At 67.3% G+C, this 14,223-nt stretch carries 14 protein-coding genes, 1 tRNA gene and 2 pseudogenes; 9 read left to right on the top strand and 8 right to left on the bottom strand.

Going from position 1 to position 14,223, the window contains the following annotated elements:
* Nucleotides 1-43: 43 nt before the first annotated feature.
* Together ACIBU0_RS07715 and dcd are read right to left on the bottom strand one after the other, a co-directional pair.
* Complete coding sequence (locus ACIBU0_RS07715; RefSeq protein WP_398813161.1) at nucleotides 44-550, bottom strand: phosphoribosyltransferase; 507 nt, start codon at nucleotides 548-550, stop codon at nucleotides 44-46.
* Nucleotides 547-1,122 carry a dCTP deaminase gene (dcd, locus tag ACIBU0_RS07710; RefSeq protein WP_274241424.1) on the bottom strand — a complete coding sequence of 192 codons (576 nt, stop codon included), beginning with the start codon at nucleotides 1,120-1,122 and terminating at the stop codon, nucleotides 547-549. Before dcd ends, ACIBU0_RS07715 begins: the two co-directional genes overlap by 4 nt.
* 559 nt (nucleotides 1,123-1,681) lie before the next feature.
* On the opposite strand from dcd, the gene ACIBU0_RS07705 reads away from it, so the two are divergent.
* Nucleotides 1,682-1,755 (top strand) — tRNA-Gly (locus ACIBU0_RS07705).
* 536 nt (nucleotides 1,756-2,291) lie between these two features.
* On the opposite strand, the gene ACIBU0_RS07700 is transcribed toward ACIBU0_RS07705, so the two are convergent.
* Together ACIBU0_RS07700 and ACIBU0_RS07695 are read right to left on the bottom strand one after the other, a co-directional pair.
* Nucleotides 2,292-3,182, bottom strand: a complete 891-nt coding sequence (locus ACIBU0_RS07700; RefSeq protein ID WP_398813158.1) for an MBL fold metallo-hydrolase — start codon at nucleotides 3,180-3,182, stop codon at nucleotides 2,292-2,294.
* 100 nt (nucleotides 3,183-3,282) lie between these two features.
* Nucleotides 3,283-3,738, bottom strand: a complete 456-nt coding sequence (locus tag ACIBU0_RS07695) for an SRPBCC family protein (protein ID WP_398813155.1) — start codon at nucleotides 3,736-3,738, stop codon at nucleotides 3,283-3,285.
* Nucleotides 3,739-3,876: 138 nt separating this feature from the next.
* On the opposite strand from ACIBU0_RS07695, the gene ACIBU0_RS07690 reads away from it, so the two are divergent.
* From ACIBU0_RS07690 to ACIBU0_RS07675, 4 genes are all read left to right on the top strand, one after another.
* Nucleotides 3,877-4,311, top strand: coding sequence for a MarR family winged helix-turn-helix transcriptional regulator (locus tag ACIBU0_RS07690; protein ID WP_398814004.1), 435 nt, complete (start codon nucleotides 3,877-3,879; stop codon nucleotides 4,309-4,311).
* A 775-nt stretch (nucleotides 4,312-5,086) separates the two neighbouring features.
* Nucleotides 5,087-5,254, top strand: a complete 168-nt coding sequence (locus tag ACIBU0_RS07685; RefSeq protein ID WP_398813152.1) for a hypothetical protein — start codon at nucleotides 5,087-5,089, stop codon at nucleotides 5,252-5,254.
* Nucleotides 5,255-5,500: 246 nt separating this feature from the next.
* Entirely contained in the window at nucleotides 5,501-5,716 is a 216-nt protein-coding gene (locus ACIBU0_RS07680; RefSeq protein WP_398813150.1) for a type II toxin-antitoxin system VapB family antitoxin, read from the top strand.
* Complete coding sequence (locus ACIBU0_RS07675; RefSeq protein ID WP_398813148.1) at nucleotides 5,713-6,135, top strand: PIN domain nuclease; 423 nt, start codon at nucleotides 5,713-5,715, stop codon at nucleotides 6,133-6,135. The genes ACIBU0_RS07680 and ACIBU0_RS07675 overlap by 4 nt, the downstream gene beginning before the upstream one ends.
* 534 nt (nucleotides 6,136-6,669) lie before the next feature.
* Here ACIBU0_RS07675 and ACIBU0_RS07670 read toward each other — a convergent pair.
* On the bottom strand, nucleotides 6,670-6,978 hold the full coding sequence (locus tag ACIBU0_RS07670; RefSeq protein ID WP_398814040.1) for a hypothetical protein: 309 nt from the start codon (nucleotides 6,976-6,978) through the stop codon (nucleotides 6,670-6,672).
* Nucleotides 6,979-7,002: 24 nt separating this feature from the next.
* Between ACIBU0_RS07670 and ACIBU0_RS07665 the strand changes: the two are divergent.
* A pseudogene (locus tag ACIBU0_RS07665) lies at nucleotides 7,003-7,370 on the top strand (DEAD/DEAH box helicase); the annotation flags it as partial.
* Nucleotides 7,368-7,502 (top strand): annotated as a pseudogene (locus tag ACIBU0_RS07660) (IS701 family transposase); the annotation flags it as partial. The pseudogenes ACIBU0_RS07665 and ACIBU0_RS07660, both read left to right, overlap by 3 nt.
* Before the next feature lie 65 nt (nucleotides 7,503-7,567).
* Here ACIBU0_RS07660 and ACIBU0_RS07655 read toward each other — a convergent pair.
* The 3 genes from ACIBU0_RS07655 to ACIBU0_RS07645 all read right to left on the bottom strand — a co-directional run bounded on the left by ACIBU0_RS07655 (nucleotide 7,568) and on the right by ACIBU0_RS07645 (nucleotide 12,281).
* Nucleotides 7,568-8,332: a hypothetical protein gene (locus ACIBU0_RS07655; protein WP_398813145.1), complete on the bottom strand. Its 765-nt coding sequence runs from the start codon at nucleotides 8,330-8,332 to the stop codon at nucleotides 7,568-7,570.
* 343 nt (nucleotides 8,333-8,675) lie between these two features.
* Nucleotides 8,676-11,492, bottom strand: a complete 2,817-nt coding sequence (locus ACIBU0_RS07650) for a glycoside hydrolase family 2 TIM barrel-domain containing protein (protein ID WP_398813142.1) — start codon at nucleotides 11,490-11,492, stop codon at nucleotides 8,676-8,678.
* 510 nt (nucleotides 11,493-12,002) lie between these two features.
* On the bottom strand, nucleotides 12,003-12,281 hold the full coding sequence (locus ACIBU0_RS07645; RefSeq protein ID WP_398813139.1) for a hypothetical protein: 279 nt from the start codon (nucleotides 12,279-12,281) through the stop codon (nucleotides 12,003-12,005).
* 686 nt (nucleotides 12,282-12,967) lie between these two features.
* On the opposite strand from ACIBU0_RS07645, the gene ACIBU0_RS07640 reads away from it, so the two are divergent.
* Both ACIBU0_RS07640 and ACIBU0_RS07635 read left to right on the top strand, forming a co-directional pair.
* Nucleotides 12,968-13,492, top strand: a complete 525-nt coding sequence (locus ACIBU0_RS07640; protein ID WP_398813136.1) for a PadR family transcriptional regulator — start codon at nucleotides 12,968-12,970, stop codon at nucleotides 13,490-13,492.
* Nucleotides 13,489-14,187 carry an ABC transporter ATP-binding protein gene (locus ACIBU0_RS07635; protein ID WP_398813133.1) on the top strand — a complete coding sequence of 233 codons (699 nt, stop codon included), beginning with the start codon at nucleotides 13,489-13,491 and terminating at the stop codon, nucleotides 14,185-14,187. Before ACIBU0_RS07640 ends, ACIBU0_RS07635 begins: the two co-directional genes overlap by 4 nt.
* The last annotated feature ends 36 nt before the right edge of the window (nucleotides 14,188-14,223 follow it).

Below are 14,223 nucleotides of genomic sequence, written 5' to 3'. Positions count from 1 at the left end.
ATTTCCAACGCGTTACAGATCACCGGATCAGCAGATCAGCAGATCAAAGAGCTTCCTTGTTCTGCTTGGCCGCTTCCCCCGACTTGTGCACCGGAGGCAGCACACTCCACGGGAAGTTGATCCACTCATCGGTGCGCTTCCACACGTACTCGCACTTCACGAGGGACTGGGACTTCTCATAGATGACGGCGGACCGCACCTCGGCGACATGATCGAGGCAGAAGTCGTGCACGAGCTTGAGCGTCTTGCCGGTGTCGGCGACGTCGTCGGCGATCAGCACCTTCTTGTCGGTGAAGTCGATCGCGTTGGGGACGGGAGCGAGCATGACGGGCATGTCGAGGGTCGTCCCGACGCCCGTGTAGAACTCGACGTTGACCAGATGAAGGTTCTTGCAGTCGAGGGCGTAGGCGAGCCCGCCGGCGACGAACACCCCGCCGCGGGCGATGCTGAGCACGATGTCCGGCTCGTAGCCGTCGTCGGCGATGGTCTGCGCGAGCTCGCGGATGGCGGTGCCGAACCGCTCGTAGGTCAGGTTCTCCCGCACGCTCACACCTGGGTCCGGTGGAAGTTCTTGAAGGACCGGGAGGCGGTGGGCCCGCGCTGCCCCTGGTACCGGGACCCGTACCGCTCGCTCCCGTACGGGAACTCGGCCGGCGAGCTGAGCCGGAACATGCACAGCTGGCCGATCTTCATGCCGGGCCAGAGCTTGATGGGGAGGGTGGCGAGGTTGGACAGCTCAAGGGTGACATGCCCGCTGAACCCCGGGTCGATGAACCCGGCGGTGGAGTGGGTGACCAGCCCGAGCCGCCCGAGCGAGCTCTTGCCTTCGAGCCGGGAGGCGAGATCGTCGGGAAGGGTGATCACCTCGTACGTCGAGGCGAGCACGAACTCCCCGGGATGCAGGATGAACGGCTCGTCCCCCTCGGGCTCGACAAGCCGGGTGAGGTCGGCCTGCTCCACGGAGGGGTCGATGTGCGGGTACCGGTGGTTCTCGAACACCCGGAAGTACCGGTCCAGCCGTACATCGACGCTCGACGGCTGCACCATGGATTCGTCGTAGGGATCGATCCGTACCCGCCCGGCGTCGATCTCGGCCCGGATGTCCTTGTCTGAGAGAAGCACGCCCCGAGGATACGCAAGGCGCGCGGAACAGCCACAATCGCGGCTTCCGCGCGCCCGGCGCACACCTGCTGCTACTGCTGTTACGACTACTGCTCAGTCACCGCTGCTACCGCTGCTACCGCTTCTCCAGCGTCACCGGCACCACACTGCGGAGCCGGGCACAGCGTGGACACCGGAGGAGCCGGCCGGGGCCGAGTCGCTCGGCCTGCTGCATCGGGAACGAAGCGGTGCTGAACACGTGCCCATCGGCACAACGGACGACGGTGCGCTCCATCAAGTCCTAGAGTCCCTTCCCCAAGAGCCGCGTCCGGCTGCTACCTGCCTGACGACGAAGGCCACATTACGGGATCAAAAGGACGGCTCTCCAGGCGGCACTCCGCCCCCGCCGGGACCCTCTCCCACCCCTCCACCGTACGCCCCAACTCCGGTACCCCGCACCCACATCCACCCCCTGAAACGCGCTCAGGCCCCATGGCGTCAGCGCCCGGGGCCGGAGATGAGGTACAGTGACGAGGCGATCGGACACCGCCTCCGGATCATCTCGGAGCGGGCGTCTTACGCGGGTGTAGTTTAATGGTAGAACATCAGCTTCCCAAGCTGAGAGCGCGAGTTCGATTCTCGTCACCCGCTCCATGATGAAACCCCAGGTCAGTGGCCTGGGGTTTGTTTGTTGTCTAGACCATTTTGAGGGCTCCGTGCCCTCCATGTGCCCTAAGTACAGGTCAACCGCCCTCACCGAGGCCCTTGATTGCCAACATTGACACCGCGACGCCCAGTCATCTCGAATTGTGAGACGCATTTTCGGCGAACTGGGTCACATAGCCAGCAAACGGCAAGCAAGTCACGTACGCAAAGGGCGACTTGCTGACTCGCCTCAGAGTTCCACCTGACTGGGCCGTGCCATGATCTTGAAGGACTGAGTCTCGGTCTTCGGTCTGCGCGGCCGGCCTGCGCCCCCCGGCGTGCTCGTCAGCACCACAGCTTGCCGTCGCCGGGCTCACCGGCCTCCGGCTCCCTGACCGTGGATCACCCGGCGCCTGCTGACATCGGCCTGGTCGCGGCCACTCGCTGGAGGGCGTTCCGGCAGGCCAGGATGGCCGGGTGTTGGCCCCGATCAGCTCATCGGGGGCTCGGCCTCGGCTGCTGTCGGCCGCCCCGGGCCGCGCTGCCTACTCCTGATGACCCAGCCTCACGATCATGTTCGGGTGGCGCTCGCTGAGCGCCTTCAAGGCGAGCAGGCTCTTGATGCTGGGTTCGCGCTCCTGCATGTAGGTTCCGGGCTCGACGTCGTTGTCCCAACCCCAGCGCGTGTGGCTGACGTCGCCGGTCATGAGTACCGGGCCTGCGGCGGTGCGGGCGAGGTAGGAGACGTGTCCGGTGGTGTGCCCCGGGGTCAGGATCGCGAAGAACGAGCCGTCGCCGAATACGTCGTTGACACCTTCGAGTCTTCCGCCCGGGTCCTTCGTGAACTGGAGTTCCTGAAGCGGCGGCCGTCCGGCCAGGAGGTGGTTGTTGGTGCCCTGGGCGAACAGGTTCAGGAAGAGCGACGCCTCGGCCTCATTGGCGCCGGTGTAGATGGGGACGTCCTTGGGAACGTCCGGGAGTCCGGAGACGTGGTCGAGGTGGAGATGGGTCATGAAGACCCCGTTCAGGGGGACTCCCTCCGCTTCGATGATCTCCGCGGTGCTCTTCTGGGCGTGCATCTTCTCGATGCCCCCGTATTTCCTCAGCATCATGCCGACCCCCACGCCGACGGGGTCCTCCACCAGCCGCCGTGAAACGCCCGTGTCCACCAGGAAGAAGCCACGCGTGGGGTGGCGCACGACGTGGGCATAGATCTTGATGGGCTCCTTGCGGTCGGTGATACCCGCCGCAACGGCCTTCGGGTGCTTGATGTTGAGCAGCCCCGTGATGGGGGCCTCCCAGTCCGCGCCGATTGTCTTGACCTCGACCGGACCGGGCTCGTCGATCACGGACTCCATGGCCGCCGCGCTGATCGGCGCACCGATACGGGCAGGCTTCGCCTCGTGGGTCGTGGCCTTGAAGGTGAGCATCTTCATGGTTGAACTCCTGTTCCTTGATCACTGATGACTGATAACCGGTGCGGACCGTCCCGCAAGCCGTGAGGCCCCAGCTCCCGTTCCAGCCGGCGTGCCGCTGCTAACCGACGCGCTGCTCGCGGGCGTAGGCGTCGAGGCGGGCGAGTTCCTTGCCGTAGACCCGGTGCAACCTGCGCGGAGCGATGATCCGCTCGACGAAGCCGGCAACGCCGCTCTCGCCGTCGAAGCGGGAGGTGATGTTCACCAGCGCTTGTTCGCCGTGCGGAGTCACGGTGAACGTCGTGACGAGGCCGGAGTCGCCTGTGTCGGTGTGGACCAGGGTTCGGCCCGGCTCCGGCTCGGTGACCTGCATTCGAAGCTCCCGGACGCCTCCAGCGAAGTCGATCTTGTACCGGAGGGCGCCGGCCGTGCCCACGCCGCTCTCCTCGACGTGGAAGTCGTAGAAGGGGGGCGGCAGGAACCGGGAGTGAAGCTGCGTGTCTGCCAGGTACCGGTAGACCTCGTCCGCGGGGGCGTCAATGGTGCGCTCGGCGGATGCGGCGACGATGTGAGCCATGGGTCTGACCTCCATGTTTGTGGGTTGAGGTGCTGGATTCTGTGTGCCGCCGCGGAGGCTCCCCAATGCATATGACTTTAATGCTTCAAATCATATCTATCATGGGTTGAAGCAGTTTGCTAGCCTCGAGCCATGGCGATGACACAGGAGCAGGCGGAAGCGCAGTGGGAGCTGGGCAAGCTGGTCCACGACCTGGACATGCAGAGCAATGCGCGCATGCGCGAATGGGTGACCGGGCTCGGCCTCACCGTCGCGCAGGCTTCGGCCCTGCGCGAGATGACCGGACCGATGACCATGCGCGAGCTGGCCGGGCGGATGAGCTGCGAACCGTCCAATGCCACCGTCGTGATCGACAAACTGGAGACCCTGCGACTGATAGAGCGCCGTCCCCACCCCACCGACCGCCGGGCCAAGCAGCTCGTCCTCACCCCGGAGGGCACCGAGCTGCGGGAACGGCTCCTGAAGGTCCTGACCGAGGAACCCCTGTTCGCCGGCCTGACGCAGGATGAGCAGGACGCGCTGGAGGGTCTGCTCAAGCGGGCCCTTTCCCGCGCTGAAACCCTCCAAGCCTGACGGCGACGGACAGCGGCTCGCGCACACAGACGGGTGCGATGCGAGGGCCTTGCTCGGATACCCGTGATGGCCTGGGCCTGGACGGAGCAGCTCTGTGGTCGAGCATCCGACGGCAGGGCGTGACCGCGTTCGGCGGGCGGGCGCTACGCCTCGCCGTCCTCCCCGTCCGCCGACGGCTCGCGCAGCGAGCGGTACCCCGCCTGCGCGGGGGAAGACGAACCACTCCGGCCTCATGCGTGAACGGGCACCAAGTCCCGGCCGTTTCCGTAAGCCCCTGACGCCGTTACGCCTCTATCGCTCGCCGCCGCCCCTCGCCTGCTGATTCACGCAGTTGCTGCCGTACCTCGGCGTCGATCCCCTGCGCCAGCTTCCGCTGATGCTTCGCAGTCGAGTGCTGGTAGATCAGCTGGGCGCGCTCCGAGGAATGGCCGACGCGTCTGGCCGCCCCCTCGACGCACCGGCAGACCACCGGCGGTGCCCGGCTTCCCGACGTCGAGGAGCGCCTGCGCGAGATCGGGTCGTATATCCCGCCGGCCGTCCGCGAACTACTTGGGCGTGGCAAGCTCCTGGCGAAGCCGCGTCCCTCGTCGGGTCCACCCGCCAAGGACGTCATCCTCCCTGAGATCGGCCTACGCGCAGGGATGCTGTGCTCCCGTTGCATCGCGGCGCCGACCAGGACGGCCACCCTGCGGCGGCGACGGTCACGTTCGTCCTACTCGACCGGGCCAGGGTCGGCGGCGGGGCCTGGCTTCCGTGAACGCACAGGCGACACTCGATGACGACCATCGAACTCGCCCCGGAGGAGCGGCGTCGGCACCGTGATCGCGGGCGGCACATGGCGGCCCTGCTCAAGCGGGCAGGAGGCATCCCGGCCCACAGCAACCATCGCTCGGAGTGGGACGTCGGCTGCCGGCCGGGGCGGACAACCCCGGGGCACCGCTGAATGCGACGGTGCGGCGCCAGGATTCCGTCATCACCTACGGGGTGTGGGACGGACGCCGGCTTCCGTTGAATGGGGCAGGGCAGCCAGGCCCATCCGCCTCGCCGACTTCGCGCAGGCGATCACCATCAGCCTGCCCGAAGTGCGTGCCGCGCACAGCGGCCGAGGCATCGATTTGATTCCCCACACCACCCCTACCCATGGAGATATAATCGATGGCGTCAATGATATCCATGGAGGTGTCTTCGCATGAGCCGAACCGTGATCGACCTCGACGATCAGCTGGTCGCCGACGTCGCCAAGGCCCTCGGTACCAGCACCAAGAAGGAGACGGTGAACACCGCGCTACGCGAGGTGCTGGAGAACCGGCGGCGGGCCCTGGCGCTCACCCGCCTGCGGGCATCGGCGGAAGAAGGCGCCTTCGACCTCGATCTCTTCGAGGACAAGCGGAACTACCGCCGGTGAACGCCGCGCAATACCTGATCGACACCAGTGCACTCGCCCGCATGCTGCGCGGCGACGCCGAGCAGTACGGATGGGACCAAGCGGCAGCCGCCGGCCTCATCGCCACCTGCCCCATCACCGAGCTGGAGTTCTTCTACAGCGCGCGCTCCGCCACCGACCGCGCACAAGGCATCGAAGACCTACGCCTGCTCTTCGGCTGGGTGCCGGTCGACGACCGCGCCTACGACCGCGCCTGGCGGGTCCAGGAGGTCCTCACCCAGCGCGGACAGCACCGCAGCGCCGGGGCCGTCGATTTGGTGCTGGCCGCCACGGCCGAGTTGCAGGGGCTCACTCTTCTGCACCGCGACCGGGACTTCGAGTGCATCGCCGCCGTCACCGGTCAGGCGCTCCAGTGGTACGGCCCTGAAGCCGGCAAGTGAGCCAGGTGCAGGCCGGACGCTTCGCCGGATGACTGCCCACTCGCAAAGCGCTCCGGGAGCTGGACATATGAGCCAGTCGAGCCGAGAGCGGCGCTCGTTCATTCTGCTACTCGGCCTGCCGCACTTCAGAGCCGTGCCCACAGCCTGCCCGTAAGAGCGGACAACCACGGTCAACAGCGGTGCGAACCAGTTCACGCGAGGCGGCCGCTACGCCACATAAGCGCAGGTCAACGGTCACATGACCTTCCAAGCGCCGTCGCTTCCCAAGCTGAGAGCGCGAGTTCGATTCTCGTCACCCGCTCCATGAAGAAGGCCCAGGTCAGAGACCCGGGCCTTTTTGCTGTCCGTCGTGATCAGCGGTCGCGTGCCGGATTCGTGCCGGCATGCTGATCGTCTGGATCACCGATGTCTTCATCGAGCAGGGCCGCAGCTTCCTGCGAGCCCTGCGGACGGTTGCTCACGCCCGCCTCATACGCCGCAGAGCGACGCGGGCCGTGAGGACGGTTGCCGCCGTGTCGAGCAGCAGGCAGCCTGTCACCACGCCCGTGAGTCGGCACAGTCCACGGCCTTCGCCAGGAGCTGGGCCTGCCAGTGGAGTTGTCGCTGACCTGGCCCCAACAGGGCCGGGGCGGCCGCTGCCAGGCCCAGGGCCGCACCCAGGGTGATGGCACAGCACGTCTCGGCTGTAAGGGCCAGCAGCACCCGCCGGGGCGTCGCACCGGACAGGCGCAGTACGCGGAAGTCGCGCACCCGGCCCGCGGTGGCCGTCAGCAAGGTGGAGGTGACGGCGATCGCCGTGCAGCCCGCCGATACGGCGACGAGCATCAGGGTGAAGATCCACACGAGCCGGTCCTCTTCCGGGGTTCTGCCGCCCAGCGCTCGGGAGCGCTGCGGCGTTCCCAGAGCTACGGACGTCGACAGGCCGCACCCCAGGGCGAGTTCGCGCTGCCGAAGACGATCAAGGCCGCGCTGCCCGCCGTCGAGTCCTTCGCCGGCCTCACCCTGCCGGCGCCGTTGCTGGCGCGCTCGGGCACGAGGGCGTGACCGTACCGTTCCCCCATCCAGGGAGCGACCCTGCCGAACTCTCTCGCCGGACCGGACGTGATGTGCTCGGCCGCGGCCGTACCGGGTCGGGCAAGACCCTCGCTTTCGGTCGCGTCATGCTGGCCCATACAGCCAGTCGGCGCGCGGAATCACGGCAGCCGCTCGCCTTGGTCCTCGTCCCCACCCGCGAGCACGACCTGGGTCTGAACCACTTCGAGGGCCGCACCTGGCGCGGCTGACACCACCACGTCACCCTGGTCACTGCCGCCCAGGCGTTTCTCACCCTGCGGCGGCTGGACCCCAACCTCCGCACACCGGCATGACCCTCAGGGAGCGAAGGCGTTTTCCATTCTTGAGGACTCGGGATGCGATTCGGCCGCCCAGACCCTTAGGGGCATCCGACATTTTTCGCATCATCCTCGCTCAGCAACTTGCACGCTCCCTTCTGGTCGAAGAATATAGGGTCATGTTTCCAACTGTCTGGCACATCGTCAGCGAATAGGAACAACATTGCCACCGCAACACCAGCCAGGAAATATCCGGCAGCCTGTGCATTTTTCTTTATTTCTTGAAACTTTTCTTCTTGCCCTGGTCCTGTAATCAGCTTCGGCGGGCGCATGCCGACCAATGGTGAACGTAATTCGAACTTATTCTCATCGCCCGGACCATCGGCTACGACGGTAATCACCACTTCCTGCCCCCCGACGAGGAGGCATGGGCTTACCAGCAGCTCCTCATTGCTGGATGAGACCGTAACGAGGGGCGCGATGCTAGTCGGGGGCTCACTGTGCACCCCTTTCAATTCAACGATCAAGCAGTCCAGTTTGACCGTGATCGGATCCCCATTATGGAAATCACCAGAGGTGATTTCCCTCCTACCGTGGTTACGCAATAAGACATCGATCACGCGGGGCTCGGCGAGTGGCGTTGATCCGTGGGTAACGGTAAGGCTGCTCGCGCTAGAAGAAGAAGTTTCGAGTAGGGAGGTGTTCTTTCGCCACTGGTACTGAAGCTCTCGCTTTGGGTTGCTGTACTTGTTGCTTACCCACGCTCCGGCAACGGCGCTCAAAATCGATGCGAGAGCACCGATGGCGACCGTCCAGAGCGTTCCTGATTCGAGCCAGTCGGGCCAAGAAAGAGCTGAAAGTGTCATACGGGTGTCCCGCGCCTCTGGGTGGGGTGAGTCGGTGGGCGGGGGCCTGTTGCCGCCGACGCCGCCGATGGAGGCCCGACACCTCAGCACCCGCCCCACCGTCGTCTCCTACCCCCGCTTGACACCCCACGGTAGCGAAACGCCTCAGGCGTTCACACCCATCCGTGCGCTGATGATCCGCGCGTTACTTTCGAGGCATTGGCTGAGAATCTGTCCCGTCGACTGAAGCCGCTCCCCCGCGCGCAGTTGTGGCGTTCCACGAGTCGCCGAAGTAGCGGCGGGACCCCTCGGCGGGACGACGATCTGGATTCCGTAGATGTCGGTCAGGCGAGCTGGGGACGTGCTACTGGGAGAACGAGAAGTACAGGGTTCGCCCGTAGTCGCCCGTCGCCGTGGTGGGGGCGCCGCTGGGGCCGAGCGCGGCCGGCGCGTCGAACTTGGTGCCGATCGCCGGGATGGCGTCGAGGAAGGAGAGATCGCCCTTCGGGAAGGGGGGCGCGGTGTGGCGGGGGTCGGGTCCGAAACGGGGCGTGAAGAGGCGGAGGTAGAGGTTCTCGTCCTCGGAGACCACGGTGAGACGTCCGGCGGTGGTGTGCAGGGACGCCCAGCGGACGTCCGCGTGGTAGCCCTTGAACTCCGGGTACACCCAGCCGTCGGCGCCGGTCGCGGTGTCGTTGTACTGCTTCGTCCAGACGTCCGTCGCGACGCCGCGCAGCCGGTTCTTCCACACCCTGTGGGGTCCGTGGCCGAGCCACGTCACACCGCTCACCTGCGACTCGGGATGGTCGAAGCCGACGCCGAAGAGGTCGTACTCGCCGGTGAGGTGGTAGCGGTAGTCCAACTGCAGCCAGCCGCTGGGGTGCAGACGCCACCGGACGTGACGCAGCACGCCGGAGTACTCGGCCTCCACCGTGTAGCCGTTGCCGTCGGGCCCGTGCGTCAGGCGCGTGAGGTCGGCCGTTCCGGTGGTGGGCAGCGGCCCGCGGGACAGCGCGAAGTCGCTCCCTCGGTGGGTGACACCGGCCAGCAGGCCCGTCGCGGCGTCGAGCGTGACCGTGGTGTGGCGGGAGGCGAGGGTGAGCCTGTCGTCCGAGAGCGAGCCGCTTACCGCCGGGCCCGGGCCCGTCCGTACCAGCCGTCGGGCCTGGTCGGCGGCGGACGCGATGGTCCACGTCCAGCCGCGGATCTCGCGGCCGTCGGCATCGGTGACGGTGAGCGCCAGGGCGTCGGCGCGTCGCCACCCGTACGGCAGGGGCAGGCGCAGCACTCCTTGCGCGCCGGGCTCGATGTCCGGAGCGGAGGCGGTGCCCTGGGCCCGCACCGTGTGGCCGTCCCGCCGCTGCGACGGGGTGCGGAAGTCCAGGAGCCGCCAAGTGAACCGGCACGTGCGGGTGTTGGTGAAGGCGTAGTGGTTGGTGAGGGCGATCCGGCCGTCGAAGTCGTCCGGGAGGGCGGACATGAACCGCTCCGGCTCCGCGAGTTGTACGGGAGACCAGATGTCCTTGATCGTGTAGAAGCTGGCCTCCTTCTCGCGGAAGGGGCCGAGGATGCCGTCGGGTGCGGCGTTGCCCGCCACGTCGATGGTGCCCCCGAGGTCGTCCCGCACGATGCCCTCGTCGATCAGTGACCACAGGAAGCCTCCGGCACAGAGCCGTTCACGGCCCATCAGCTTCCAGTAGTCGTCGAGCCCCGCGCCGGCGCCGCCGTCGTAGAGGCCGTGGAGGAACTCGGTGGGCATGAAGACGTCGCCCCGTTCCTGGAGGATGCGGCGCGTGCTGTCGTACGTCTCGTAGTGGTCGGTGTTGATGCCGCCGAAGTTCGCCCAGGGGTGGAGAACGGTGCGCCGCTGGGGGTCGTGGCGGGCGTAGTCGTCGTCGAGGGCGGTGTTCCAGCCGCCTTCGTTGCCGTTGCACCAGAACAGGATCGACGGGTGGTTGACGTCACGGGTGACCATCTCGGCGACGAGGGGTCTGCCCGCCGCCTCGTCGTACGACTTCTGCCAGCCGGCCAGTTCGTCGAGCACGTACAGCCCGAGTTCGTCGGCGAGGTCGAGGAAGTGACTGTCGGGCGGGTAGTGGGACATCCGGACCGCGTTCATGTTCATCTCCCGCATCAGGAGGATGTCCTTGCGGCTGATGCGGGCGCTGGTCGCCCGGCCGGACGTGGGCCAGATGGTGTGCCGGTTGGCTCCCTTGAGGAGGATCTTGACGCCGTTGACGTACACGCCGTCGCCGGGGCGCACCTCGACGGTGCGGAAGCCGAACCTCTCGTCGACGCGGTGCACGGTGCGGTCGTCGCCGGCGCGGAGCGCGACCTCGACGCGGTAGAGGTGCGGGGTCTCCGCCGTCCACTGCCGGGGGGAGTCGACAGCGGTCCTGAGGGTCACCGTCGTGTCGCCGGGAGCGACGGACGCGGTGAACGGGGCGCCGACCGGGCGCCCGGAGAGGTCGGTGACCTGGGCGACGAGACGGTCGGCGGAACCGGCACCCGACAGATGGGCGTCGATCCGCAGCGTGCCGTCGGCGCGGGCGTCGACGGCGATGCGTTCGACGTGCTGGAGCGGGAACGCCTCGAGATGGACGGGGCGGTAGATGCCGCCGAAGTTCCAGTAGTCCCCGAGGCGTTCGGCCCGGTTGACGGAGTCGTCGGTGGACTCCTTGCTGACCGTCACCTCCAGGAGGTTGTCCTGGCCCGGACGCAGCTTGCCGGTCACCTCGTGGCGGAACCGGTAGAAGCCGCCGCGGTGGACGGGCCCGGCCGACTCGCCGTTGATCCACGCCTCGGTCTCGGTCATCGACCCTTCGAACACGAGGAAGACGCGTCTGTCACGCCAGTGGGCGGGCGGCGTGAAGGTGTGCCGGTAGCGGCCCTTCTCCTCCGGGCGCAGATTCCACCCGTAGTTGTACGTGCCGTATCCGTGGAACTCCCAGTTGGACGGAACCGGGATGCTGCCCCAACTGCCGCTGCGCCGACCGCTGGTGCACAGGAAGTCCCAGTCGACCGGGTGGTCGGCGTCCTCTCCGGACAGATACAGGCGCTCGGTGCGCGTGGAGGCGTCCGTTCCGTCGGCCGTCTCAGCGGCCCGGGCCGAGCCGGCGGAGATGCCTCCGGCGACGGCGGCGCCGGCGGCGCCGAGGATCAGAACGCCACGACGTGACATTTGCATGGCATCTCCAGCTCTCAGGGAACCGTCGGGGAGGGAACGGCGGGGCGTGCGATGTAGTCGGCGGGGGCCCGTCGACACCCCTGTGTCGAAGCGCTTCCGCAGACAACGGCGCAGATCAGAGCCCCCACGCGAAACGAAGATGACACTAGGAGTCGAATGAATCGAACACAAGAGGGCGGCAGAAGTCACAGACGCCTCCGGAGGCACGCAGCGCCGGGGCCGTCGACCTCAGTGGCCGCCACGGCCGACTCGCGGGGCTCACTTTGCGTCGCTGCCGTCAACGGCCAGGCGCTCCAGTGATACGGCCCCGATGCTCGCGCGTGAGCCCAGGGCGAGTACCGGCCGTTCCGGGGAAGTCGCGGCCATGGGCCTTGCGGCGTCAGAACGGGCTTCAGCCAAGCCCCGTGCACGCGCGAAGGCGTGCCCTGACTGGATGTCCGACCGAGGCCGGCGCAACACGGCGCCCGTCCCGGCACGCACTCCGCCCACCGCTTTTATCGAGTCTTACGTGCTCGTCCGAATATATCCGCGCCTCTTGGCGATGAAGTATCCAAGACCGAAGGTGCCGCCGAATACGCTCACAGCGGCCATTGCCGTCACCTTGAGGCCCACGCCGACGAGGGCGAGCACCAGCTCGGACATCAGTGTCACGCATGTCGACGTGAAAAGGATGACCCCGATGGCAAACCTGCGGATTTCGAGGTCTTCCGATTCCCCTTGAGGCGTTTCACTTGCTGGAGGCGTCTGACCGGTTCCCATTACAGGTGGCGTCTGGTTTTTCACTCGATTTACTCTCTGGTGCGGGTGGCGCGCTGCTCGCCACCGTCGTTCGACGCCCCTGTCGCCGACCACGGGAACTTTTCCTCCCGGCGCGCCTCGGGCCTGCGGAAGGAGCGGCCGACGGGACAGCCAGGGCGTTCAGATCGCCCAGCGGGCGCAACAACGCCCCGTGGCCCCTGGCTTGATGGCGGACATCGGCCGGTTCGGCTGTACAGCGTTGCGGGGGGGTGCGCAGCGTATGGAGCGGCGACTTCAGGTACAGCTCGGGGCGTGGCCGGCAACCGGTCCATGTCGGTGACCCCATGCCGGTGACCCCGGCTTCCGTAATGGCGTACCGCTTGCACTCAGAACCGCTGCCGGCCTCGTAACCGTGGCTGGGGCCTGGCCTCCCGGATCCCCGGGAGTGTGGGGCTGATGGACATGCCCGGCACTATACACGAGGTGTATAAACCACGTGTATACATCGAGTGCTGAGCCGCTACGGAAGCATGCCGCTCCGGTGGGGCCGGTTTCCACGGCTCGCCGCGACGCCCACTGCTGGGCTCCGGTGTCCGGGTCGGCAGATGCTTGTCCAGCGCCGGTAGCAGAGGCCGCGACAAAGCCCCTCACCTGCACGGATGTACCCACCGGCATGATCTAAACACCGTGCGTATACACGCCACGTATACCTGATGTGTATAGTGCCGGGCATGTCCATCGGCAACACCCTCCTGGGGCTCCTGGAGTCCGGCCCGCGACACGGCTACGACCTGAAGCGGGCCTTCGACGAGAAGTTCGGTCATGACCGGCCGCTGCACTACGGCCAGGTCTACGCGACGATGTCCCGGCTGCTGAAGAACGGCCTCGTCGAGGTCGAGGGCGTCGAGGCGGGCGGCGGGCCCGAGCGCAAGCGGTACGCGATAACGGACGCGGGGATCACCGACGTCGAGCGCTGGCTCGCGACGCCGGAGAAGCCGGAGCCGTACCTGCAGTCGACCCTGTACAGCAAGGTCGTCCTCGCGCTGCTGACGCAGCGGGACGCGGCCGGCGTCCTCGACACGCAGCGCTCCGAGCACCTGCGCAGCATGCGGATCCTGACCGACCGCAAGCGGAAGGGCGACCTGGCCGACCAGCTGATCTGCGATCACGCCCTGTTCCATCTGGAGGCGGATCTGCGCTGGCTGGAGCTGACCGCCGCGCGTCTGGACAAGCTCGCCGAGGCGGTGACCGCGTGACCCGTGTTCCTCCTCCGCCCGGTTCCCTGCTCGCCGCCCAGGACCTGCGCAAGGCGTACGGACCGACCACCGCGCTCGACGGCGCCGACTTCTCCATCCACCCCGGTGAGGTCGTCGCCGTGATGGGCCCCTCCGGATCCGGCAAGTCGACGCTGCTGCACTGTCTCGCCGGGATCGTGCCGCCCGACTCCGGATCCATCACCTACAAGGGGCGTGAGCTGGCCACCATGAACGACGCCCAGCGCAGTGCCCTCAGACGCTCCGAGTTCGGCTTCGTCTTCCAGTTCGGCCAGCTCGTGCCCGAGCTGACCTGCGTCGAGAACGTCGCCCTGCCGCTGCGGCTGAACGGCACCTCCCGCAAGGAGGCCGAGAAGGCGGCCCTGGCCTGGATGGAGCGCCTGGAGGTCGACGACCTGCGCAAGAAGCGGCCAGGCGAGGTCTCCGGCGGCCAGGGGCAGCGGGTGGCCGTGGCCCGGGCGCTGGTCACGGGCCCCCGGGTGCTGTTCGCCGACGAGCCGACCGGCGCGCTCGACTCGCTCAACGGCGAACGCGTGATGGGGCTGCTCACCGATGCGGCCCGCTCCACCAACGCGGCCGTCGTCCTCGTCACGCACGAGGCCCGGGTCGCCGCCTACTCCGACCGCGAGGTCGTCGTGCGTGACGGAAAGTCCAGGGACATGGAGCGGGCCATATGAGTGCCCGGAGGGGGCACCTCCCGCTCGGGCGAAGTC

Origin of the sequence: Streptomyces sp. NPDC049627 (assembly GCF_044465645.1) — a bacterium.
In the GTDB taxonomy this organism is placed as follows: Bacteria; Actinomycetota; Actinomycetes; order Streptomycetales; family Streptomycetaceae; genus Streptomyces.
Note: the sequence above shows the minus strand (reverse complement) of the source record. Positions and strands in the feature narration are given on the sequence as shown.

Coding starts and splice junctions, on each gene's coding strand:
- ACIBU0_RS07690 (WP_398814004.1), top strand. CDS start 3,877: ATGACACAGGAGCAGGCGGAAGCGCAGTGGGAGCTGGGCAAGCTGGTC.
- ACIBU0_RS07685 (WP_398813152.1), top strand. CDS start 5,087: ATGACGACCATCGAACTCGCCCCGGAGGAGCGGCGTCGGCACCGTGAT.
- ACIBU0_RS07655 (WP_398813145.1), bottom strand. CDS start 8,332: ATGACACTTTCAGCTCTTTCTTGGCCCGACTGGCTCGAATCAGGAACG.
- ACIBU0_RS07650 (WP_398813142.1), bottom strand. CDS start 11,492: ATGTCACGTCGTGGCGTTCTGATCCTCGGCGCCGCCGGCGCCGCCGTC.
- ACIBU0_RS07695 (WP_398813155.1), bottom strand. CDS start 3,738: ATGGCTCACATCGTCGCCGCATCCGCCGAGCGCACCATTGACGCCCCC.
- ACIBU0_RS07700 (WP_398813158.1), bottom strand. CDS start 3,182: ATGAAGATGCTCACCTTCAAGGCCACGACCCACGAGGCGAAGCCTGCC.
- ACIBU0_RS07640 (WP_398813136.1), top strand. CDS start 12,968: ATGTCCATCGGCAACACCCTCCTGGGGCTCCTGGAGTCCGGCCCGCGA.
- ACIBU0_RS07680 (WP_398813150.1), top strand. CDS start 5,501: ATGAGCCGAACCGTGATCGACCTCGACGATCAGCTGGTCGCCGACGTC.